The 21,193-nt window shown below is 69.5% G+C and carries 33 protein-coding genes; all 33 read right to left on the bottom strand.

Going from position 1 to position 21,193, the window contains the following annotated elements; genetic code table 11:
* Positions 1–45 precede the first annotated feature (45 nt).
* The gene (locus ACYQ1L_RS07235) at positions 46–414 is read right to left on the bottom strand and encodes a hypothetical protein (RefSeq protein ID WP_460003544.1); all 369 of its coding nucleotides are present in this window, start codon (positions 412–414) and stop codon (positions 46–48) included.
* A gap of 13 nt (positions 415–427) precedes the next feature.
* The gene (locus ACYQ1L_RS07230; RefSeq protein ID WP_460003543.1) at positions 428–1,003 is read right to left on the bottom strand and encodes a hypothetical protein; all 576 of its coding nucleotides are present in this window, start codon (positions 1,001–1,003) and stop codon (positions 428–430) included.
* 3 nt (positions 1,004–1,006) lie between these two features.
* On the bottom strand, positions 1,007–2,035 hold the full coding sequence (locus ACYQ1L_RS07225; RefSeq protein ID WP_460003542.1) for a phage tail tube protein: 1,029 nt from the start codon (positions 2,033–2,035) through the stop codon (positions 1,007–1,009).
* A complete protein-coding gene (locus ACYQ1L_RS07220) occupies positions 2,032–2,349 on the bottom strand; it encodes a hypothetical protein (RefSeq protein WP_460003541.1) in 318 nt (105 codons plus the stop codon). The genes ACYQ1L_RS07225 and ACYQ1L_RS07220 overlap by 4 nt, the downstream gene beginning before the upstream one ends.
* A gap of 10 nt (positions 2,350–2,359) precedes the next feature.
* Positions 2,360–2,827, bottom strand: a complete 468-nt coding sequence (locus ACYQ1L_RS07215; RefSeq protein WP_460003540.1) for a hypothetical protein — start codon at positions 2,825–2,827, stop codon at positions 2,360–2,362.
* On the bottom strand, positions 2,824–3,414 hold the full coding sequence (locus ACYQ1L_RS07210; protein WP_460003539.1) for a hypothetical protein: 591 nt from the start codon (positions 3,412–3,414) through the stop codon (positions 2,824–2,826). The genes ACYQ1L_RS07215 and ACYQ1L_RS07210 overlap by 4 nt, the downstream gene beginning before the upstream one ends.
* On the bottom strand, positions 3,411–3,881 hold the full coding sequence (locus tag ACYQ1L_RS07205; RefSeq protein ID WP_460003538.1) for a hypothetical protein: 471 nt from the start codon (positions 3,879–3,881) through the stop codon (positions 3,411–3,413). Before ACYQ1L_RS07205 ends, ACYQ1L_RS07210 begins: the two co-directional genes overlap by 4 nt.
* Before the next feature lie 66 nt (positions 3,882–3,947).
* Positions 3,948–5,381: a phage major capsid protein gene (locus ACYQ1L_RS07200; RefSeq protein ID WP_460003537.1), complete on the bottom strand. Its 1,434-nt coding sequence runs from the start codon at positions 5,379–5,381 to the stop codon at positions 3,948–3,950.
* A 137-nt stretch (positions 5,382–5,518) separates the two neighbouring features.
* Entirely contained in the window at positions 5,519–6,319 is an 801-nt protein-coding gene (locus ACYQ1L_RS07195) for an HK97 family phage prohead protease (RefSeq protein ID WP_460003536.1), read from the bottom strand.
* Positions 6,316–7,479 carry a phage portal protein gene (locus ACYQ1L_RS07190; RefSeq protein WP_460003535.1) on the bottom strand — a complete coding sequence of 388 codons (1,164 nt, stop codon included), beginning with the start codon at positions 7,477–7,479 and terminating at the stop codon, positions 6,316–6,318. The genes ACYQ1L_RS07195 and ACYQ1L_RS07190 overlap by 4 nt, the downstream gene beginning before the upstream one ends.
* A 3-nt stretch (positions 7,480–7,482) precedes the next feature.
* The gene (locus ACYQ1L_RS07185; RefSeq protein WP_460003534.1) at positions 7,483–7,638 is read right to left on the bottom strand and encodes a hypothetical protein; all 156 of its coding nucleotides are present in this window, start codon (positions 7,636–7,638) and stop codon (positions 7,483–7,485) included.
* A gap of 8 nt (positions 7,639–7,646) precedes the next feature.
* Positions 7,647–9,140, bottom strand: a complete 1,494-nt coding sequence (locus ACYQ1L_RS07180; protein ID WP_460003533.1) for a hypothetical protein — start codon at positions 9,138–9,140, stop codon at positions 7,647–7,649.
* On the bottom strand, positions 9,091–9,492 hold the full coding sequence (locus ACYQ1L_RS07175; protein ID WP_460003532.1) for a hypothetical protein: 402 nt from the start codon (positions 9,490–9,492) through the stop codon (positions 9,091–9,093). The genes ACYQ1L_RS07180 and ACYQ1L_RS07175 overlap by 50 nt, the downstream gene beginning before the upstream one ends.
* Before the next feature lie 117 nt (positions 9,493–9,609).
* Positions 9,610–9,801, bottom strand: coding sequence for a hypothetical protein (locus ACYQ1L_RS07170; protein WP_460003531.1), 192 nt, complete (start codon positions 9,799–9,801; stop codon positions 9,610–9,612).
* A 6-nt stretch (positions 9,802–9,807) separates the two neighbouring features.
* The gene (locus ACYQ1L_RS07165) at positions 9,808–10,113 is read right to left on the bottom strand and encodes a hypothetical protein (RefSeq protein WP_460003530.1); all 306 of its coding nucleotides are present in this window, start codon (positions 10,111–10,113) and stop codon (positions 9,808–9,810) included.
* Between the two features lie 115 nt (positions 10,114–10,228).
* A complete protein-coding gene (locus ACYQ1L_RS07160) occupies positions 10,229–10,396 on the bottom strand; it encodes a hypothetical protein (RefSeq protein ID WP_460003529.1) in 168 nt (55 codons plus the stop codon).
* A 220-nt stretch (positions 10,397–10,616) separates the two neighbouring features.
* On the bottom strand, positions 10,617–10,937 hold the full coding sequence (locus ACYQ1L_RS07155; RefSeq protein WP_460003528.1) for a hypothetical protein: 321 nt from the start codon (positions 10,935–10,937) through the stop codon (positions 10,617–10,619).
* Positions 10,937–11,788, bottom strand: coding sequence for a hypothetical protein (locus ACYQ1L_RS07150; protein ID WP_460003527.1), 852 nt, complete (start codon positions 11,786–11,788; stop codon positions 10,937–10,939). The genes ACYQ1L_RS07155 and ACYQ1L_RS07150 overlap by 1 nt, the downstream gene beginning before the upstream one ends.
* Positions 11,789–11,929: 141 nt before the next feature.
* Positions 11,930–12,400 (bottom strand): single-stranded DNA-binding protein, encoded by a 471-nt coding sequence (locus ACYQ1L_RS07145; protein ID WP_460003526.1) that lies wholly within the window; start codon positions 12,398–12,400, stop codon positions 11,930–11,932.
* Entirely contained in the window at positions 12,390–12,890 is a 501-nt protein-coding gene (locus ACYQ1L_RS07140; RefSeq protein ID WP_460003525.1) for a hypothetical protein, read from the bottom strand. Before ACYQ1L_RS07140 ends, ACYQ1L_RS07145 begins: the two co-directional genes overlap by 11 nt.
* Positions 12,887–13,063: a hypothetical protein gene (locus ACYQ1L_RS07135; RefSeq protein ID WP_460003524.1), complete on the bottom strand. Its 177-nt coding sequence runs from the start codon at positions 13,061–13,063 to the stop codon at positions 12,887–12,889. The genes ACYQ1L_RS07140 and ACYQ1L_RS07135 overlap by 4 nt, the downstream gene beginning before the upstream one ends.
* Complete coding sequence (locus tag ACYQ1L_RS07130) at positions 13,047–13,760, bottom strand: hypothetical protein (protein ID WP_460003523.1); 714 nt, start codon at positions 13,758–13,760, stop codon at positions 13,047–13,049. Before ACYQ1L_RS07130 ends, ACYQ1L_RS07135 begins: the two co-directional genes overlap by 17 nt.
* Positions 13,761–14,090: 330 nt before the next feature.
* Positions 14,091–15,242 carry a DUF7666 domain-containing protein gene (locus tag ACYQ1L_RS07125; protein ID WP_460003522.1) on the bottom strand — a complete coding sequence of 384 codons (1,152 nt, stop codon included), beginning with the start codon at positions 15,240–15,242 and terminating at the stop codon, positions 14,091–14,093.
* The gene (locus ACYQ1L_RS07120) at positions 15,239–15,661 is read right to left on the bottom strand and encodes a hypothetical protein (RefSeq protein ID WP_460003521.1); all 423 of its coding nucleotides are present in this window, start codon (positions 15,659–15,661) and stop codon (positions 15,239–15,241) included. Before ACYQ1L_RS07120 ends, ACYQ1L_RS07125 begins: the two co-directional genes overlap by 4 nt.
* Entirely contained in the window at positions 15,658–16,572 is a 915-nt protein-coding gene (locus tag ACYQ1L_RS07115; RefSeq protein WP_460003520.1) for a DNA-methyltransferase, read from the bottom strand. Before ACYQ1L_RS07115 ends, ACYQ1L_RS07120 begins: the two co-directional genes overlap by 4 nt.
* Positions 16,569–17,864, bottom strand: coding sequence for a helicase-related protein (locus ACYQ1L_RS07110; RefSeq protein ID WP_460003519.1), 1,296 nt, complete (start codon positions 17,862–17,864; stop codon positions 16,569–16,571). Before ACYQ1L_RS07110 ends, ACYQ1L_RS07115 begins: the two co-directional genes overlap by 4 nt.
* A complete protein-coding gene (locus ACYQ1L_RS07105; RefSeq protein WP_460003518.1) occupies positions 17,861–18,310 on the bottom strand; it encodes a hypothetical protein in 450 nt (149 codons plus the stop codon). The genes ACYQ1L_RS07110 and ACYQ1L_RS07105 overlap by 4 nt, the downstream gene beginning before the upstream one ends.
* A complete protein-coding gene (locus tag ACYQ1L_RS07100; protein WP_460003517.1) occupies positions 18,307–18,990 on the bottom strand; it encodes a hypothetical protein in 684 nt (227 codons plus the stop codon). Before ACYQ1L_RS07100 ends, ACYQ1L_RS07105 begins: the two co-directional genes overlap by 4 nt.
* A complete protein-coding gene (locus tag ACYQ1L_RS07095; RefSeq protein WP_460003516.1) occupies positions 18,987–19,964 on the bottom strand; it encodes a YqaJ viral recombinase family protein in 978 nt (325 codons plus the stop codon). Before ACYQ1L_RS07095 ends, ACYQ1L_RS07100 begins: the two co-directional genes overlap by 4 nt.
* A complete protein-coding gene (locus ACYQ1L_RS07090; protein WP_460003515.1) occupies positions 19,961–20,257 on the bottom strand; it encodes a hypothetical protein in 297 nt (98 codons plus the stop codon). Before ACYQ1L_RS07090 ends, ACYQ1L_RS07095 begins: the two co-directional genes overlap by 4 nt.
* Positions 20,254–20,604 carry a hypothetical protein gene (locus ACYQ1L_RS07085; protein ID WP_460003514.1) on the bottom strand — a complete coding sequence of 117 codons (351 nt, stop codon included), beginning with the start codon at positions 20,602–20,604 and terminating at the stop codon, positions 20,254–20,256. The genes ACYQ1L_RS07090 and ACYQ1L_RS07085 overlap by 4 nt, the downstream gene beginning before the upstream one ends.
* Entirely contained in the window at positions 20,601–20,912 is a 312-nt protein-coding gene (locus tag ACYQ1L_RS07080) for a hypothetical protein (protein WP_460003513.1), read from the bottom strand. The genes ACYQ1L_RS07085 and ACYQ1L_RS07080 overlap by 4 nt, the downstream gene beginning before the upstream one ends.
* Positions 20,909–21,145 (bottom strand): hypothetical protein, encoded by a 237-nt coding sequence (locus ACYQ1L_RS07075; RefSeq protein WP_460003512.1) that lies wholly within the window; start codon positions 21,143–21,145, stop codon positions 20,909–20,911. Before ACYQ1L_RS07075 ends, ACYQ1L_RS07080 begins: the two co-directional genes overlap by 4 nt.
* Positions 21,146–21,193: the final 48 nt, after the last annotated feature.

The raw sequence follows: 21,193 nt of genomic DNA, 5'->3' as shown, positions 1-21,193 counted from the left end.
ACGCGATCTGAAGATCGATCCACGGCTCGGCGCGGTTGAACGCCGCTAGGCGGTCTGCTCCTCGGGCGCCGGATCCGCCGCGCGGTTGTCGCCGCCCGGATCGGAATCCGCGCGGGACATCTGAGGGTCCGGCTCCTCGACCTCCTGGCGGCGGTTGTCGCCGGGCTCCTCGATCAGCTCGAAGTCGTCCGTGTCGCGGTCGAGGAGCTCGTCCCAGGAAGGGTTGAAGCCGGCGTTGTGGAGTGCGCAGAAGACAGCCATCAGGCCGCCGTACACGCTGAGCTCGGCCTGCGTGAGCTTGCTCATGTCCCAGCCGGTCTGCTGCTGCAACTCCGCGAGCGCGCGGGTGGTCTTCTTGACGACGAGGGGCTTGCCGTCGATCGCGTCGTTGTAGCCGGTGATCTTGACCTTCAAGGTGGTCTCTCCTTCAGTTCTGCGCGAGGCGCTGCAGCGCGTCGTCGATGATGTCGGCGATGTGGTCTCGCATCGCCGTCGTGTGTCGGCGGACGGGGCCCCAGAAGTAGTCCTGGCCCTGCTGGTACATCCACCCGTGGCCGAACACCGGGTGCCGGAACCGCTTCTTTCCCCAGGTGCGGGCCATGTTGTAGCCGTCGTTGCGGGGACCGGTCGTCTTGATCGACACGGACTGTCGGGTCTGCCCGGCGGTGACACGGGTCCGGAGACCGGCGGAGATCTGCTTGCGCAGGTCTCCGACACCCCCGCTGTCTCGGTCCTCGCCGGTCTTCCAGACGATCCGCTTCGCGCGGTACGGCTTGCGCCCGTCCTTCGGGACGATGAGCCGGTACTCGTGATGATCGACGGCGAGCGAGCCGGGCAGGCTGCCGCTCAGCACGGCGCGGATCTCGGCGATCGTCTCGTCCCCCGTTGACCGAAGCTCGCGCCGGAGTCCGGTCGCGAGCTTCGGGTCGAACTCCTTCACATGAGAGAGGAGGCCGCGGAGATCCGGCGCGTCGATGTCGAACTCGAACTCGCCGTCGGCCATGGGTCAGAGCGCCGTGTCTGCCGTCTGCACCGCGACGTAGATGGGCTCCGCGGCGACGAGGTTGTCGTAGGCGGTGAAGTCCATCGACTGGGTGATGACGTCGGTGCCGGACACCTTCGCGAGCTCGCCGTTGAACCGGACGTCCGGGCAGACGATCTGCAGCACCGGCTTCTTGCCCGTCACGATGTCCGCGGCCGCGGACGCGGTGAACGTCGCGACCAGCGCGAGCGCCGTGTTCGATGCGAGGGCGTCACGGAACGTCGTCGAGTCGTACTCGGCGGTGAGCTTGCCCTTGATCTCCGCGAGCTGCACCGCGGACTGGCGGGTCCGCTTGCCCGAGCCGCCGAGGTTGCCCTTGTTGTCGTCGAGCTTGTTGTCGTACGTGAGCGAGAAGTCGCGCACGTCGGCGACCGTGGTGCCGCCGGTGGCGAGCGCCGTGGTCGTCGGGACGGTGACCGTGCCGCCGACGGTGAGCTGCGCGCCGACGAACGAGAACAGGTCGATCGGGGTGGGGTAGGTCGGAACCGCGTAGGCGACGCCCGTCTGCACCTCCTTGGACCGCCACGTCGTCTTCAGCTTGAGCACGTCGCTGTTCGACACGGAGAACTCGGCCGACTCGCACTCGGATCCGAGGTAGGTCTGCGTGTCGACGGTGTTGGCGCCGAGACGCGGCACGCCCTCCTGGATCGTGAACGACGGGAGGTAGTCGTTGTGCGTCGGGGTGAACAGCTGCTGGTACAGGCCAGCGCTCACCAGGGTGGACGTGCCGACCCCGAAGATCGCCTGCAGGAACGTCCCGAGACCACGGGACGGCACCTCGAGCTCGATGTCACCCTTGCCGCCGTCGCGGGACAGGACTCGGCGACCGGAGCGTGCAGCCCGGCGACCGGGTCGCAGACCCTGCCCCTGGTAGTAGTCGCGATCGAAGTCGAGGCTCTCCGAGGTGAACTCGAGGAACCGGTCGACGACGACGGCGGTGCCGTACGTGGTCTCCTGCTTGAGACCGATGCTCGCATCTGCCTGGATCGTCATGCCGAGACCTCCTCAGTGGGTGCAGCCTCAGCAGCTGCGGGGACGGTGGTGAGGGCCGCGCCGACCTCGGCGATCGCGAGGGCGGTCACGAGCTGGTGCCGGTCGAGACCGGTGTGGTCGATCTCGGCGTCCTTCGCGAGCGCCCGGAGCTCGGTGAGCTTCGGCGGCGCGGCGAGGCGGAACAGGTCGCCCTGGGTGAGCAGCGACAGGGCGATGTCGTCGTCGACGTCGAAGGGGACGCCGGGCGCGACGGTCCCGAGGACGGTCGGGATCTCGAGGTCGCCGAGCGGCGACTCGTGGATGAGCGTTGCCACGGTGGGGCTCCTATCCGGTGATGCGCACGCGCGCGGTGAAGGTGAACTCGATCTCGCACAGGCGGCCCTGCGCGAGCTGGTCGGCCGTGGTGTAGCCGAACGACCGGGCGGAGGTGAGGAAGCACCACAACGCGACGCCGCCGAGCGTGGGGTCCGTGCGGCGTACCTGGCGTTCGATGCTGCGGAGGATGTCCCAGGCGGCGTCCTCGACGGCCTTGTCATCGTCGTAGCCGGCCATCTGCACGGACACGACCCCGTCGACGGAGATGTCTTCGTCGCGGGACCGGTTCGTGGACAGCGTCGCGGGCTGCTGCTGCAGCTCGACGCCGAGGAACGCGACGATCTGGGTCTTGTCGCGGCCGATGGTCGGGATGCCCTGGGCGACGAGGACGACGTCGGGATCGCTGACGGCTCTCGCAGCGGCGACCAGCGCCTCCTTGACCTTGAGCGCCGTGGTGGCGGTGTCGGATCCGTTCACGCGAAGCCGCCTCCCATGAAAGGCCCGCACAGCTGGCGGACACGACGGGGGATGGCATACGGGTCGATCGGGTCCGCGGTCGAGTCGGTCTGCAGGTTGAGTACGCCGCCGGCGGGCGACTGCTTCCCGATCTGCACCCAGTAGCGGACGAGCTCACGGGCGGCGAGCTGCAGCCCGTCCGGGACGGGGTTGTAGCCGATCGTGAGGTCGACCTCGACATTGCGGACGCCGGGCGGGAAGCGGAGACCGGACCAGGTGGGGCCGGCGTAGACGATGCCGCTGTCGGCGTTCACGGTGTACCCGGACCAGGCGCCGCCGTCGACACGGACCGCGGTGACCGCGGCGGGGTTGGCGATCGCACCGGGCAGGAGCACTCCGAGCTTGCCGCCGTCGAGCATGATCGTCTTGGTCTGCGGGAGGACGGGCCCGACGAGGTACTCGATGACCGGGGTGGCGGCCTTGATGTAGGCGACGATGTCAGCGTCCCGGGCGGACGTCCCGTCACCCGGCGGCTGCACGGCGCCATAGCCGAGGCCGGTGAGCGCGTAGTCGAGGGTGATGAGCCCGCCCGGGACGCTGACGGTCACGCCTCTTCGCTCCGGGTCGTGTCGGGTCCGGCCGGCTTGGCGTCGGTCGGGGTGATGTCCTCGCCGGCGAGCTGCGCCTCGTGGCGGGCCCATGCGGCGAGTGCGCCGGTGGAGCGGTCGGCGAGCTTGGTGAAGCTGTCGTCGCGGTTGGGGTCGCCGACGAGCTGGCGGTAGTTGTCCTGCAGCCAGTCGGGCAGCGTCGTGATGAACGTCTCCTCGGCGGGTGCGGGCTCCTCGGCGGGAGCGAACACGGGCACGTCGTCGGCCGGCGGTGCGCCGTTCGGGTCGATGCTGGCGTCGTCCTCGGCGGGCGGCGTGGTGTCGGACGTGGGCTCCTCGGCGGGAGCGAACACGGGCACGTCGTCGGCCGGCGGTGCGCCGTTCGGGTCGATGCTGGCGTCGTCCTCGGCGGGCGGCGTGGTGTCGGACGTGGGCTCCTCGGCGGGAGTGTTCTTGCGCTGGGCCATGGTGGTCCTCCTTGTGCTGGGGGCGGGCCGCTCACCGGGTGAGGGTGAGCGGCCCGCCGTTCACGGTCAGAACGTGGGCGCGACCAGACCGAAGCCGGCGGCGGAGTTGCCGCCGACGACGCCGACGGCGGACGGGTAGCGGCCCGCGGTGAACGCGATGTAGCCGTACGCGACGAGCCGGTAGGTCAGCTGCTGACCGAGCGGCTGCTCGAAGCGCAGGGTGAACGGCGCGGACGGGTCTTCCCAGAGCATCAGGTCCTCGCGGCGGGCGACGATGACCTGGTCCTCGGGGCCGGAGCCGACGGAGGTCGGGATCGACGCGTCCACGATGACCGGGATGCCGAACAGCCAGCCGACCGGGGCGGTCGAGGCGACGTCCTCGCCGGGCTCGGGTGCGGCGACGCCGATGCCGTTCATCGGGCCGTTGGTGTTCGGCACGACCAGCGGACGGTTGGAAGAATCCAGCTGCGTGAGCAGCCAGTTCCACCGGCGCGGGTGCATGATGATCACGTTCGGGCCGTAGTACCGCGACGTCTCGACGGCGTTGATCGCGCCGGCGAGCTTCGTGTAGAACGTCTGCACAGTCGCGGCGGCGGCGAACGCGGTCGCCTGGTTGATGCCGGCGGTCGCGAGGATGCCGAGCGCCTGACCGGCGGCACCGGTCCCGGACAGCACCTGCTGGTTGACGTTGACCGCATACGCGCCGAGCAGGTCGGCGAACACGATCTGGTCGACGCCCGCGGCCCGCTCGATCGCCTGGCGGCTGATGTCGTTGTAACCGCCGACGGTGACCACCGGGACGGTCAGGTTCGACCAGACCTCGTCCTGCGTGGTGAGCGCGGTGTTCTCCGCCGTCTGCACCGCGGTCGCGGCGCCGGTGGTGCCACGCGGGATGATGAGCGACATGCCGTCGGACGGCAGATCCAGGTGCTCGACGACGTTCGCGGTCGGGCGGCCAGCACGCGCGATGAGCGCGTACTTGTCGACGAGGTACTGCGGCGGGATGATGCCCGCGAACGTCGACGTCGCCGCGGCACGCTCGGAGATGCGACCCGCGGCGCGGGCTTCCGCCTCGTGCTTCTGCAGCCGCTCCGTGGTCTCGCCGCGCGCCTGGCCGGTCGAGAACGCGAACAGGTCGCGCAGGAACTCGCCCTGGTTTCGCTCGTTGTACACGGTGTCGCGGTCCTGGGCGCGGAACGTGCCGCCGCGCGGCGCGTTGTCCAGGTCGTGCTGCTCCTGGGAGCGCCGGTCGAGCTCGGCGTCCTTGGCCTGCTCGGCGCGCCACTCGGTGACGTCCTTGTCGATCTCGGCGATCTGGTCGTCGAGCGTGCGGACCTGCGAGGTCTTCTCGGAGAACGCGGTGCGCTGCTCGTCGGTGAACGATGCATTGTCGGCGAGGGCGTCGACCATGGCGCGCTGCTCGGCCTTGAGGCCGGAGCGCTGCTGCTCGAGCGCGGCCTTGCGGCGCAGTGCCTGCTCGATGAGTGCCTTCCAGTTCATGACTGGTTCCTTTCGGGAAGTGGTGATGATGGTGGGTTGCGCGCTACGCATCCGGCTCATCTGGCCTGCCTTCCCTCCTCTGGGGTCAGCGGGCAGCGCAAGCACCCCGGGTCTGTGCCGGGGTGAGTTGGGGTGGGTCAGACGGCGTCGTCGAAGCCGGCGTCGAGCAGGGCCTCGATGGTCGCCTTGTCCGGCCCGGTGGGCGTCGCGGCCTCTTCCTCGTCGTGGACGTCGTCGGCCTGCACGTCGTCCACGGCGGCCGCGGCCCGGGTGGCGTCGCCGGCGAGGCGCTGCTGCGCGGCCTCGACGACGGAGCGGAGCACCGGCATCGGCAGGTCGTCGACGGCGCTCAGCGCAGCCTGGGCGCGCGCCGCGATCGACGTGTTCGGGTTGGCGCCGTAGTTCACGGCCGAGACGTCGCCACGGTTGAGGTCGACCTCGAGGATCCGGTACTCCTCGTAGTCCGGGGACCACTGCCCGCGGACGATCTGGAACGCGAACGACATCTCGGTGATCACGCCGTCGTCGATCGCCGCGGTGAGGTCCTTGACGTCGGACCGCTCCGGGTTCAGGTAGGAGCGGGACAGGAGACCGTGCTCGTCGACGGACAGCTCGAGCGTGCCGTTCGTTGTGCGCGCCATGGTGAGGCCGCGGTGGTTGACGAGGAACGACACGTCGGCGCCGGCGCCGAGGGTGCGGTCGAACGCGCGGGCGTCGATCACCTCGGTGTACGGGCCGAACATGTCGTACATCTCGTACGGCTCCTCGACGGTCGAGGCGTACCCCTCGAGGAGGCGGAACGCCTTGCCGTCGCGCTCGACGAGCTGGGAGCGGATCTGCCCGCCCTGCCAACGCTCTCGCGCGGGCGCGGACGGGATGCCGCCGGGGTGGGCGGTGCTCGCCGCGCGGCGGCCGGCGATGTCTGCTCGGATCTTCACTTCGATCCTCCGATCTGAGGCGCAAGCGGCGCCGGCGGGAGCTGATGGGTAATGCCGAGCGCTTCGAACTCGGCGAGCTGATCGGGCGTGAACGGCTGACGGTTCATCAGCGCGCGGGCCTCCGAAGGGGCGGTTATCTTCCCGGCCACCTCGGATGTGAGGATCCGGGACGTGGTCTCGGGGTCCATGCGCAGGATCGCGGCGGTGTTGAGCTTCACGAACCGCGGCGCCGGCAGCAGTGTGGACAGCGCGTCCTCGCGGCGTGCGACCGCGCCGCCGAGGTGCATGATCAGCAGCTGCAGGTTTCGCTGCGTGATGTTCGCGTACGTGATCGACTGGCCCTTGGTGGCGACGTCGATCAAGTCACCCGGGACACCGAGGAACCGTGCGGCCGCGGCATCGGCGTTCTCCTGCGCGGCGAGGAACTGGGCGTCGGCGGTGGCCGCGTTGATCGTCGAGAACTCCCAGTCCTTGCCGGTGACGAACACGTCGCCGCCCTCGACCGCGACCTTGAACCGCTCCTTGACCTTGTCGGCTTCGCCGTCGGCGAGGGTCTTGCCGACGTTCTTCAGGTGCGCGTTCGGGGTGATGCCGTGGTTCCCGAACCACTCGAGCGCGAACTCCGCGGCCGACTGCCACGTCGACAGAGACCAGGCCGCATAGGCGATCGGCGACAGACCGACCGGCAGGCCCGGGACGGTGTACTGCCGCTCGTGCCAGATCTGCTCGGTCGGGGTCACCTTGCCCTTGACCCGATAGACGACCTCGCCCTTCTCGATCTTCACGGTCACGTCTGACTGCGCGAGCAGGTCGATGCGACGGGGCTTGCCATTGCCGTCGAGCTCACGGATCAGCCCGAAGCAGTTCCCGTACCGGTCCAGATCGATCTGGGTGGAGTACATCCACTCGCGCATCGACAGCAACTGCGGCGACGGCGACGTGAGCACGGGAGGCTTCGTTACCTCGATCTGGATCCCGCCGCCCAACCGGAATGCGTCGATCGGGAACGAGCTGATCAGGTTCGCACGGAGCTGCAGCGCCGCCCAGACCGCGGACTGCCGGAACGCGGCGTCGGCGGTGACGATCGGGCTCGCGTGCGCGGACCGCGACCGGGACGGCCACCATGGCGTCGCGGAGGGAGCATCACGCTTCTGAAACACGTGTCACTCCTCCTTCCGGTTGTGATCGAGCAGTAGGCCGGTGCCGACGAGCGCGAGGCCGGCGGCGATGAGCACGGCGGCGATGCCGAGGGAGATGCCGACGCCGACGATCACGATGAGGAGTCCTGCAAGGTACAGCAGCTCGGCGAGGTACTTCACAGCGCCTCCTAGGCGATCGAATCCATGACGTCGTACTCGTGCTCGCCGAACTCGATGCGCAGCACGGCGGGGCCGATCGATACCGCCACGAGTGGGCAGATAATCGAGGTCGCCTTGCGGGTCTCCCACACGCGCGCCTCGCCGTTCGTCCACGCGGCACCGCCCACGGCGATGTCGAGCGGCAGTTGCCCTTCAGCGCGGTGCACGATCGAGGGCGGCGAGTCTGTGGTGCCTTCGACGTACTCGGCGACGGCGGCCGCGTAGTCGGCGCGGGACAGCACGACCAGCTCGATGCCGGCGCGCTCGAGTGCGTCCGCGCGAAGCGCCGCCTGTCCCCCGGGCGCGCAGTAGACGCGCCTGGGCGACTTCGGGTTCGCGGCGAACAGGGAGACGAAGAATGGCACGATCCAGTGCGTCGAGCGCTCGTGCTTCACGAGCTCCGACTGCACCTCACCGGACGAGTTCTCGCCGCACCATGCGACCGATGCCCAAGAGCTGTCGTTCGCGACGTCCAGCAGCATCACTCGGTGGCCGACGATGTCGTCCTCTACGGCGGCGTCCCCCCACTGCTCAGGGGTGAACACCGCGTCCTTCCCTGTGCTGGACCAGATGCCGAGACGCTCACGGCGGAACTGCTCGTCGGAGCCGGTCTCGCGAGCCAGGGTGTCGAACTCGTCGCGCACGTACTCCTCGGAGATCCGGATCCCCAGACCCGGGTTCGCCTCGTACCAGGCATCGACGTCGTCAGACGCCCGCGACTCGTCGACAGACCATTCGAAGTAGGCGAGGCGCTGCGCGCTCTTGTCCATCGCCTGCCGCCGCAGCGCGGCGAGCTGAGTGGACTCCGGCATCCCCGCCGAGGACGTGAACCACACCTGCGGATTCCCCGCCTTCGATCGGGCCGCCATCGTCGGCAGCAACGCCGCCATCTCGTCCAGGCTCAGCGCGTACGCCTCATCGAGCACGACCAGGTCGCCCGTGAAACCGCGTCCAGATCCCTTCGACCGAGCAGCGTAGGTGAGCCGGTTCCCGTTCTTCAGCGTGATGCCCGGCTTGTTGCCCGTGCGCATCCCAGGCACGCGCCGCTGATCGTCAACGTCGTCACCGACCTCCATGCCCTCGACGAGCTCGAGCAACTCCGGCGTCGACTTCAGGCGCGCCATCAGCGCCATCATCGACTCGTTCGCAGTCTTGTACTCGTGCGCCGTGTGCACGATGACCTTCTCGCCGAACAGGAACAGGCCGGCGAGCTCGCGCGCCTCGAGCAACGCGTTCTTGCCGTTCTGCCGCGGCACGACCAGACAGTTGCGGAACGACGTCCAACGTCCGTCCTCCCGCTCCCCCAGCGAGCCGCGGAGCACATGCTCCTGCCACGGATCCAGCTGCAGGCCGGCCACCGCGGCGAGATCGATCGCGTCGTCCGCGGCGGTGGTGAAGTACGGCGGGTACAGCTCAATGCGCGGAAGCTGCGAGCCTCTCCGCTCGGCGTCGGGCGAGTTCATCGAGCTTGCTCTCCTTCGGCCGGGCGGCGCCCTCGAGCTTCCGGATCAGCGCGACCAACTCCATCCGCTGCTTCGCCAGCGACGCGAGCCCGGGCGCTCCCGCCTTCATCGCGGCCGTGACCATGCGCAGCGTGTCCCGCGCCTCGGCGAGCTCGTCGATCGGCGCGTCCTCTGCCGGCGCTTCATCGACCGCGAGCGCGACGACCGCGGCGGTCTCCTCCCGCTTCGCGCGGACGCGGGAATTCTTCTGCTCGCGCGCGGCCGCCGCGCACGCATCATCGACGGGCTCGCCGCGACGGCGATGACGTCGGTACGCCGCGGGAGTGCCGCACGGAGCAAGAGGACGATCCATCGCGACACCTCCCGGATGTCAGACCCGGCGAATGTCAGACCGCCCAACAGACCGTGTGTGAAAAATGGAGACGGCGCGGTCTTGTCGCACCTCCACGATGCGAAAAAGCGGGTAGGTTTACCGGCGGCACCGCTCGAGGACGACGGCGATCGCGGTGTCGAGGGTGGTGAGGGCTTCGCTCGCGGTCAGGCTGTTCGGGTCGCGGCCCTGATCGGTGAGTGTGGTGAGCACCTCGGCTGCTACTTGGTCGACCTCGTCAGGGGTGAGGCCACGCCACAGGCTGGCAGCGGCGATGATCCAGGGCAGCATGCGCGGTCACGTCCAGTCGGGTGAGGTGGTGAGCTCTAGTCCGGTCTCGCCTCGGCGCTTGGCGTTGGTGCGGTGCGCTCCCCCGCGGTAGTTGCAGGGGGCGCACTGGGGTCCGTAGTTCGCTGGGTCGAATGGATCCGTGAGGCCGAGGTCGACGTCGGTGTAGTGGCCGACGGTGATCGACTGGGGGTTCGGCTTCCGTGCGGACGCGAGGAGTTCCTTCCCGCAGGACCAGCACGTCTGCACCTCACCGCGGGATCGCAGTTCGGCGAGCGCGAGCGCCTGCCGGGGATCGTGGTGCACCGAGCTCACGACTACCTCCGTGCCGGGGTGTCCCCACGGCTGAGCGCCCATCCCAGGAACGCACGCCAGGTGCGCAGCCAGACGACCACGGCCGTTACGCCGATCGCGACGCCGGCGAGGATCTTCACTGCAGGGCCAGGCGTGCGGTGGTGAGGTTCTCGTCCCACTCGTGGTCAGGATGCGCGGCGACGAACGCGTGGATCGCGTCCAGAGCATTGTCGTGCTCCGCCTGCAGGCGCGAGATCTCGTCAAGCGCCCCGTTCAGCGTGCGCTCCCACGTCGCCCCGAGCATCGGTCAATCCTCGTCACCGAACGCCGCCGGGTCACAGCACCATGACGCCGCGAGCTGCGACGTGTGCTCCTCCCCGCACTCATCACACACCCACAGCTGCCCGGACATGGCGAACCTCCCCGGGAACGACGAAGGCCCCTCCGTCAGTGGAGAGGCCTTCGGCATAGAACTTGTGCAAGCACAGCTTAACAGAAATCAGCGACACGTTTCCGAAGCACCATCACGGCGCGCCGTCGTCTGGACTCCCGATCGTGCGATCCGTGTGCCCGTACTCGTCGGGCGAGTCGCACTGGTCCGACCGGTGCGGCGTGTAGCAGCCGTGGACATGGATCGGAGCCGAGCATGTGCCCGAGCCGTCGCACTCGCCAGGCGCGAACTCGTCGTCGTCGCTCCGGATCGTGCGGTTCGGCATGAGCTTCGACGAGCAGCGGCGATTCTGTTCGCGGGCGAGCGACATGAGCGTGTGATGCGCTGCGTCGATGCGTGCGGACGCCGCCAGCATCTCGGCGGCCAGCTCCTCGTCGGTGAGTTCGTCCCACATCAGCGGTCCTCCTGACGAATCGTGCGGATGGGAGTGATCTTCTCCCCCGCGTTCAGCACTGCGAGCACCTGCGCGTTCTTCGGTCGGCCGACCTTCCCGGCCATCGCTGCCTTCACCCGCGCGAGGTCCGAGCCACGGAACATCGCGATCCGGGCGCCGGCGATCGTCACCGTGCGCACCGGCGCGATGAGTCCGTCCTTCCGCCACCGCTGCAACGTCCGCGCCGTGCCGACGAACTTCTCCGCCTGTTGGCGTGTGAGCAGCCCGTCGCCGTGCTCCGCGACACCGCCCACGACGATCTCGTCCGCGTCGTCGTCCGCCTCCCACGGCTCCCGCTTCGTGCGACGTTCAGCACCCCACTTCGCCCGAGCGTCCGCGACCGACCAGAACGACCGGATCCCGTCGGCGTCGAGCTCGTTGCGGTCCAAGAACCCGGTGCAGAGATCCTCCACATGTTGGTGGTCGTTCACGAGGCCGTCGATCGCCTGCTCGAGCGTGTCCGGGAAGCAGAAGGCCTGCCAGGCGCCCCACGTCGTCACCACATCGTTCAGCGCGTCCAGGAGATCAGCGTCGACCGGGGCCAGAGGCTCCGACGAGCCCCCACCACCCGGTGCCTTGTCCGTCGGCGTCGCCTTCGTCGGATCCGCCATCGATCGCATATGGCCGATCACATCCGGAGTGTCGTAGATCAGACCACGGAGGCGGCCATAGCAGCGGTCGCAGATCAGCGCGTGATCCCGAGCCGGGGTCTCCGCGCAGCCCGAGCACGGCGCCGGGCTGTTCGGCAGCGCCACGACCATCGGCACCAAGGCTTCGTCGATGCCGTACCAGGCGCAGGACGCGTAGTGCACGCCCCTCTGTGTGCACCCGCGGATGCAGAACCTCTCGCTCATAGCTCCCCCTCCGTGCATGTGCAGTCGATCTCGGTGTCCGGGTCCTTCGTCACGACGACGATCCCGGCGCCATGGCAGTACGGGCAGGACGGATCCGGCTCAGAACGGGGTGTCATCACCGAACCCCCATCCGTCTGCAGGCGGCTCCGACGTCGCCCACGTCTCCTCAGCGGCCGGCGCCGACGGCGCCGCGGTCCCGCCGGCACGCGCCGCGCGCGTCACCTGGGCGGTCGCGTAGCGGAGCGAGGGGCCGATCTCGTCGACCTCCAGCTCGATCGCGGTGCGGTTGTTGCCGTCGCGGTCCTGGTAGGAGCGCTGACGCAGGCGTCCGGATGCGATGACCCGCATGCCCTTCGTCAGGGATCCCGCCACGTGCTCGGCGAACTCGCGCCACACGGACGCGCGGAGGAACAGCGCTTCGCCGTCCTTCCACTCGTTCGCCTGGCGGTCGAAGGTGCGCGGCGTCGAAGCGATCGTGAAGTTCGCCACCGGCAGCCCGTTCTGCGTGTAACGCAGCTCAGGCGTGTCGGTCAGGTTGCCGACGATAGTGATGACGGTCTCATTGACCACGGTTGTACCTCTCTCGCTTGGTGGCGATCGGCCCGCCCGAGCGCGCGTAGCGGATGCCGCGCACGATCTGGCTGACCAGCCCGTTGGTGATCCGGTAGTCGCGCGCCAGGTTGACCTGGCTGGCGCCGTGCGCGTACCGCAGACGCATCGTGACGATCTCCTCGTCGGTGAAGCGCCCAGGGCGGTCTCGGCGCGCTGCCAGCATGTCGGCGACGTTCCCAGCGCGGGTGTCGAACCGAAGGTGATGCGGGTTGCAGCAGATCGGGTTGTTGCAGCTGTGGCAGGTATCCAGACCCGGGGCGCGCGTCTCTCCGGTCGTGAACGTCAGCGCGAGCTCGTGCGCCCCGACCATCTGCCCGTCCCAGAAGAACCGGCCGTACCCGTCCTCCTCGTACCCGATCCAAGGCCAGCACTCAGCCTCGTCATCCGAAACCGCCACGCTCATCCAGAACTCGGTGATCCGCGGCGCTACGTCGATCGGGGTGCTCATGATGCTGTCCTCCTCTGTGCCGCCTCGAACGCTTCGCGGCGGATCCTCTGTGCGGTCTCTCGTGGTGTCTCGTCCGCCTCGGCGAGCAGCCGGAGCCGGAACGCGCGGTCCTTCTCGAACCGCAGCGCGGTCATCTCGACGAAGTCGCCGAGAGCGTCAGAACGGTTCGTCATCCCAGACCCCTTCGGTCTCCTGCTTCGCCTCGTGGTAGTCGGTCATGCGCTCCTCGTAGACCTTCGAGACCACCCACTCCTCGCGGATGAGCCGTGCGTCCCTGCATGGCCCGCACTTCTTCTGGCCGGCACCGCCCGGCATGTGCTTGCGGCAGAACATCGGCGGGGCGTCGAGCATCCACGGGCGCTCCGGACGCTCCGGGGCGGGCTCCCGGTCCCGCTCCACCGCGTCCCACGCCGCGGCGCGCGCTTCCCGCTCGGCCCGCAGCTCCTCGCGCGCCCTCTCCCGCGCCCCCGCGCGCCCTCCCCCCACAGCCACGGGATACCCCGCGGGAAGTCGGACGAGACTCGCGATCTCGGGTGGCGGCTCCGGGGAACTGATCCTCACGTCGCGCATGTCCACCTTCAACGGGTAGAACAGCAGGATCCACTCGTCGCCCAGGTGCGGGAATGTCACCATCCACCGGGCGTCCATGAGCATGTACAGGTGCTCCTCGACCCGGTCCGCGACCAGATCCAGGGGTTCGCCTGTGTTCATCCGCCGTGCGATCACACGCGGATCCGCGAGCGTCCTCCCCAACGGGTCCGTGTGCAGCCACAGCCAGAACGCCGTCGGCTTCGCCTCGTCTGGCACCCCGGCGAGCGTGTCCAGATCGGTCGCGCTGATCTTGCGCTGCTTCGTACGCTGTCCTGACATCGTTCCCTCTCGCGAAGCCCTTGATGCACAGATCCAGGGCAAGATTCAGATCCTCCGGTTCGACGGTGAAGCACTCCGTGTAGCCCTTCCCGCCAGGGCCGAGCACGTCCTCGGCGTGCGCCCACGACCGGAACGCGGCCGGGAACGCACGGCGCAGGATCCGCAGTGCCTCGCGCTCCCAGGACGCGTCCGTGCCCCGCTGGCACACCACCACGACCCAGCCGCGATCGATCCACCGCTGCACCCGCGAGAACCGCCAGGCCCGACCGACCTTTAGCGTCCAGGAACGGGGATCCCATACGACGTAGGTCATGGCGAGGGTGGGCATGGTCACGGCTCGACGACCTTCCCGTCGCGGAGCGTGTACCAGGTGTCCGCCTTGATCGTCTCGCCGTCGACGATGACCGCCTGCGCGGCGATGATCGTCCACTCGTCGTCCCGCTCGGTGAGGAACAGGGCCGTGCCGATGGCACCACGCGCGCGGCCGTTGTAGCCGGAGGCCAGAGCGACCGACTTCTCCCCGCTCGCCGTGGCCGCGCCGGACTCCCCGCTCGCCGTGGCCGCGCCGGACTCCCCGCTCGCCGTGGCCGCGCCGTACCATCCGCTCGCCGTGGCCGCGCCGGACTCCCCGCTCGCCGTGGCCGCGCCGGACTCCCCGCTCGCCGTGGCCGCGCCGTACCATCCGCTCGCCGTGGCCGCGCCGTACCATCCGCTCGCCGTGGCCGCGCCGTACCATCCGCTCGCCGTGGCCGCGCCGTACCATCCGCTCGCCGTGGCCGCGCCGTACCATCCGCTCGCCGTGGCCGCGCCGTACCATCCGCTCGCCGTGGCCGCGCCGGACTCCCCGCTCGCCGTGGCCGCGCCGTACCGCCCGCTCGCCGTGGCCGCGCCGTACCATCCGCTCGCCGTGGCCGCGCCGTACCATCCGCTCGCCGTGGCCGCGCCGTACCGCCCGCTCGCCGTGGCCGCGCCGTACCGCCCGCTCGCCGTGGCCGCGCCGGACCATCCGCTCGCCGTGGCCGCGCCGGACTCCCCGCTCGCCGTGGCCGCGCCGTACCATCCGCTCGCCGTGGCCGCGCCGGACTCCCCGCTCGCCGTGGCCGCGCCGTTACTCGTGTCAGCGGAGGCGAGGCCGTGGGCAGCCTTCGATGTGCCGCCCTTCGCGGGCTTCTTCGCGTTCTTGAACACGAAATCGATCTGCGCCTTGATGAGGGCGGGGAGCTCGATGCGGGCTCCGATGCTGATCTCACGGCCCGCGATTTTCGAGTCCTCATCCTCGGGGCCTACGACGTCCTCGAGCTCGACCTCGTGATAGACGGAGGTGGCCGGCGGGTAGTAGCGGAGCACGTCGATCGGCTGCAACACCGCATGGAACCCCGTGCGGCAGAGTTCCGCCGGGTCGTCCTGCCGGTACGTCTCACCCACCTGGTACTGGAAGCCCCTGCACTTCAGGTCCTTGTCGAAACCCTTGATCGCCTTCATGCCCTCACTCCTTCGTCATCGAACAGGCGCGTCGCCTGCCACTTCATCCATTCGTCGCCGTACACCGAGCAGCCCATCTCCATCGCCACCTCGGCGGTGATCCGCACCCGGACGGTCCCCTCGAGACGGAACCAGCCGAACTCGTGCGGGAAGTACACCGGGACACGGGCGGGGTCCGCCCAGCGGCGCACCTTCCACCCGTTCGCGAGCGCCATCGTCTGCAGGGAGTGCTCGCACGCCTCGTTGCAGGACAGGCACAGGGTCAGCCCATCGACCGGGGCCGGAAGGTTCTTAGACCCGCCCATGCCCACCGCGCGGCGGTGCTGGAACGACAGACCAAGATCCGTCGCGCAAGCCGCGCACCGGTAGCCGTCCCGGACATACACCGCTGTGCGGGTCGCGGTCGTCGGGGCGGTCATGCGTCGCCTGCTTCGTCGAGTAGGTCGGTGAGCTTGGGGGCGGCGAGCTCTGCCTCGAGCTCGGCGAGGTACTGGCATCCGGTGCGCCAGTACGACGGCTTGAGCTCGATGCCGAGCGCGCGGCGGCCGTGCTGCACCGCGACGTAGAGCTCGGATCCGACGCCACCGAACGCCGTGAACACGGTCTCGCCCGGGTTCGTGTAGAGCCGCACGTAGCGGGACGTGAATCCCAGCTGCAGCGGGGTCAGGTGCCGCTCGTCGTCGGACTCCCGCGCGATGCGAGCATTGAGGGTGTCGCCCTCGCTGATGCCGTACCAGATCGGCCGAGCGAACTCGATCCACTCCTCGTTCGTGACGTCCGTCTTCACCGGACGGTCGCGCTCACCCGGCTTCTTGAAGATCAGCCCGTAGTCGGCCATCGCCATGCGTGACAGCGACGAGTCCCGATTCTTGGTGACGAACATCAGCGAGTGCGCCTTGGTCCGGATCGCCTGAGCCTGCGGGTCCTTGTCGACGACGTTCTCGCCGAAGTAGACGAACCCGGCCGCCTGGTAGGCGCGGATCACGTCGCCGCGGAAGTCTGTCAGCCCGACGACGCCGTGGGTCGCCTTCGTCGTCGACGTCTGCTGCACGTGCACGACGCACTCGGTGCCCGGCTTCTGGATCCGGAAGTTCTCCCGGATGATGTAGCCGTACTGCTCGAAGAAGTCCTCACGATCGAGGCTGTTCCCCATGTCCCGCGGCGACGGCGAGTAGGTGTAGAGCGACTGGAACGGCGGCGAGTAGACGGACAGGTCGACGCTGTTGTCCGGGATCTCCGTCATCCGCTCGGCGGAGTCGCCGAGCCAGAACTCCCACATCGCGCCGCGCGCCTCGTCGGTGATGTACGCGTCCTCGTTCGCGATCGTCATGCTGCCCTCCAGTGATTCCGTGCGACGAGACCGTCGATGACGCGGTTCGCCTGCGATTCCTTGCGCGCGACGTTCGCCGCGATCTGCTCTTCGATGTGCGAGAGGACGATGTGCGCCCGCACCACCCGGGTCTGCCCGTAGCGGTAGCAGCGGCGCATGCCCTGGTAGTAGCCCTCGTACGAGTCGTTCAGCCCGACGAACGCCATGCGCGCGCAGTGCTGGTAGTTCAGGCCCATCCCGGCGATGCCGATCTTCGTGATCAGCACGCGGAAGTCTCCGTGTGCGAACCCGAGCAGCCGGTCCGCCTTCTCGTCCGGCGTCATAGATCCGTGCACGTTCACAGCGCCGGGGATCGCGGCGGCGAGCGCGTCGGCTTCGTCGTTCAGCCCGCACCAGAGCAGCCATGGCTCGTCCGGCTCCGCCTCGACCAGCGCGACGGTGCGCGCGACACGCGCTTCCAGCGACTCGCGACGCACACGCGACCGCCCCGACACTCCACCGATGGACACCGCGAACAGCTCGCCGTCGGCCGGCTCGATCTCGACGTCGACGAGCTCGGGAATCACATCGAGCCCCGGGAGGTCGTACCCCTCATCCGGATAGCCGAGATCGGACGGGCGGCGGATAGCGACTGCCCACTGCGACATCCAGTCGAGCATCGGCTCGATCGCGTGCCCCTTGAGGCGCCATCCGTCCTGGTCGTGCACGAAGTACGCGGCGAGCATGTTCGTGCGTGTCATGTGACCGAGGAACTCGGCCTGGTTCGTCAGCTCCTCCGGGTCGTTCGGCGCCGGCGTCGCCGTCCACGTCGACCGGAACGGCACCGACTGGAAGTGCTCGATCAGGCGCGTGCGGGTCTTCCCGTCCGACTGCTTCAGGATCGACGCTTCATCGAGCGCGACCGCCCCGAACATCGCGGCCGGGAACCGCTCGACCATCTCGTAGTTCGTCACGTACAGGCCCGGCCCGGTGACGTCGCCGGCGTCGCGCACGTAGCGCGCGGTCACGCCGATCTTCGCGGCTTCCTCGACCGTCTGCTGCGCCACGGCTAGCGGCGTCACGATCAGCGCCGTGTCGGCCATGACCCGGCACCACTCGACCTGCATGCGCGTCTTCCCGAGGCCGGTGTCGGCCCACACAGCCGGCCGCCCAACGTGGCACGCCCACTTGACGACCTCGACCTGGAAAGGCTTCATGCTGCTGTGCAGCTGTGCCGGATCCACCTTCCGGCCGTCGACACCGATCTGCGCACGGCGACGCGCGATGAACTCGGCGTATGGGAGGGCGCTCATCGGTGTTCTCCTCGGAAGTTGGCGTTCAGGCTGCGGAGGATGTCAATGTCGCGGCCGATCGCACGGTCGTAGTCGCGGGCGTACTCGAGCAGCAGCCAGGCCTCGTCACGGGCCTCCTGCGCTTCCCGGACGCGGGTGTCTTCGGCGCGGGCGAGGTCGCGGCGTTCGGTCATCGGCATGCGCGGGTACTCGGTGAGCAGGTCGCGGGCGCCCTTGGCGAGCGCGATCGTCAGCTCCCGTTCCCGCTCCGCGAGGGTGCGGCGGAGCTCGTTCAGCGCCTTCGGTGCGCGTGCGGCAACCTGGCGGGCGTACTGCAGCGCGCCGGCGCACTGCACCGGAGTCGGGAGCATGGCGAGCAGCTCGTCCTCCGACAGGGCGGAGAGGTTCAGCGGCACGAGCTCCATCGGGGCGTCCTCGACCACGCCCGTGGCCTCATCGACGATCACTTCCGGCGTCCCTTCGACTTGGCGCGGCGGGCCGCGCGGTTCGGAAGCTGCCGCAGGTTCGCGAGGTTGGTCGGCGGGAGGTGATCGCGCAGCTCGGCCTTCCCGATCTGCGCGGCGTGATACCGGGCGCCGTCCTGCATCTCGGCGGCTGGCTCCTCAGCGGGCGCCCAGGCCGCCGCCTCGAGGCGGTTCCGGAGCTGGGCCTCGAGCTGCGGGGTCACTGCGCGGGCCCGCTTCATCTCGGCGTGCAGCGCGTGCACGGCGTCCGCGGTGGGCGCGGCGTCGATCTCCGCTTCCCAGTCGCGCGCCGGGGCGTCCGGGGCGGTCGTGGTCTCGTCGGGTTCGCGGCGGTCGCCGATCGCGTCGCGGAACGCGCGGCGCAGCGCGGCGCGGACCGTGTAGGCGCCGAACAGCTTCATCGGCTTCGCGAGCCACAGGGCCCGCCACGAATCCTCGGCCGGCAGGGACTCGCCCCACGCGACGTAGACCGTCGTCGGGATCGCCGCGCGGTGCACGGTCGCGCGTGCGGCGACCGGCGGCTGCTCGGCCGCCCAGAACGGGGCGAAGTTCTTGCCGTCGGCGGAGAACTCCGGCGGGTCGATCTGCACCGTGTCGCCGGTCGAGATCGCGAGGCGCTCGTACTCGGCGAGGGTCTGTGCGACGTCGTCGATGTTCGTCATGCTGCGTCCTTCGTCTCGGTCACGGTCAGACGGCCGGATGCCTTCGGGCGGGCGTAGAGGCGCATCGCCATGGTCTTGACCTCGTCGGCGCGGCGGACCATGTCGGCCCACTCGCGGTAGGTGTTCGGTTCCGCCTGAGCCCAGGCGTCCTCGTCGAGCACGTCGGTGGTGCTGATCGAGAACGTGAACGAGGCGCGGGATCCGGCGGCCTTCTTGCCGTGCGCGTCGGCCTCCTGGGAGGCGTAGACGCGGATCGTCTCGAGCGCGGCGGCCTCGGCCTTCTTGTGCGGGGCCATCGCGGCGCGCGCCTCGGCGACGATGGCGAGGGCCTCGTCGACGTCGGCGGGCAGGTCGTCGTCCGCGACGGGGGCGCCGGCGGCGCGCCACGCCATGAACGCGTCGGCCTCCTTCAGCAGCTTCGCGATGCGGGCATCGTCGCGCTCCACCCACCGGTAGCGGGGTGCGTCCAGGGTCGGGGTGCCGTCCTCCCCCATGACCTCCCACACGTACAGCCACCAGCGGGTCTCGGTGACGAACATGCCGAGCTGCATCTGGTCGTAGTGGTCGGCGGGGATGTCGTCGCGGTCGCCCCACCCGTGGTCGTGGGACTTGCACTCGACGCCGAACGCATCGCGGACCGGGTCGAAGCCCAGGCCGTCCGGGGTTGCGAGGACGTGCGGCATGTCGGGGTGACCGAACAGGCTGATGTTCGCGGAGCAGAGCGCGACGTGCGCGCACGCCCACGCCAGCAGGAACGGCTCCCGCTCGTGGCCGCGCTTCGTGTGCTGGTTGCCGTGGAACTTGGACCCGTTGAGCTTGTCGGTCAGGATCCGGCGCCACGTGCCGCGGCCGCCGACAGCGATCGCGTGGATCTCCGAGGCGGTGACGCCGGCGGCGCGCGCCGCGAGACCCTCATCGGACCCGAGGGAGTCCTCCGCGACCATGTGCAGCGGGCGGTCGATGATGTCGATCACGCGGCCACCCCCAGCATCGCCTCGAGCTCGCGCACCTCAGCGGCCGGGGCGTGGCGGGCGATCATCCGTCGCACCAGCGCGGCATCCTCGCCCACGCACGGCGAGATCGGGGCGTACGGGACCTCCCGGAACCGTGCGGCGCCCATCTCCCGGTTGCGCTTCTCAGCCTTGCGGCGCTTCGATTCCGCCGAGGCCTTCGCCTTGCACGCGTCGCAGCGGCATCCGTGCTTGGTGTAGCAGCCCTGCGCGTTCCCGTGCGAGTGGAACGGCGGGCAGACGTACGGGGCGATCACGACGCGTCCTCCGTCCGGATGTCTCCGAACGCGACCGGGCCCGTCGGGGCGTCCATGCCGAAGTCGAAGTCGAGGGTGTCGTTCCCGGTGCGTTCGCCCTGCACGCGCTGCATGATGTCGAGGATCTGGTCGGCGTCGCCGCGGTCACGGATCGGTTCGATGAAGAGGATCCCCATGACCGGGGTGACCTCGCCGCCGGCGGTGTAGTCGATCTGCTTCTTCGCGGTGTCGACGATCATCACGAGCAGGTGTCGGTCGGTGGGGTGGTTGACGAGGTCGCGGTGCAGCAATTCCACACCGCACGCGTCGAAGTCCTTCGGGAGCGCTGCGCTCAGTTTCACGGTCATGCTCGGTTCCTCCCAGGGATGAATGCGGCGACGAACATCGCCAGGACGATCAGGGCGGCCAGGTCGCCGCCATTCCAGCCAGGGGCCGCCGCGGCGACGCCGACCGGCCATGCGACGATCAACGCGGACGCGACGAGCGCGATCCGCCAGGGAGCGAGCGCCGGCAACTGGGGTCGCGGTGCACGCGGCACGGGCGGCGCCAACGGCGCGGCCGTGATCGGGGCGCCGCACCAGCAGCATTCCTCGCCACCCTCGGCACGGCAGCTCTCGCAGTGGTCGCGGTACATGCAGTCCTTCGCGAACATCACGCGACCTCGTCGATCGGGTCGGTCAGCGGCGGCACGTCGATCAGGCGGACGTGCCGGGTCGCGGCGATCGGGACGATGTCGACGATCTCGACCGGCTCGAGCGCGAACAGGCGCAGTTCCTCGGCGACCTCGGCGTCGAAGGTGTCGAGGAACTGGCGGCGGCCGCCGAGCGTCGGGTGTCCATCTCGCTCTTCGACGGCGAGGAACGTAGGCTGAGGGGTGCTGGTGGACATGTGCGTGTCCTCCTTCGTTTTCAGGTGGGGCGTCCGTTGCAGCGGGCG

This window comes from Microbacterium xylanilyticum (assembly GCF_054654695.1).
Note: the sequence above shows the minus strand (reverse complement) of the source record. Positions and strands in the feature narration are given on the sequence as shown.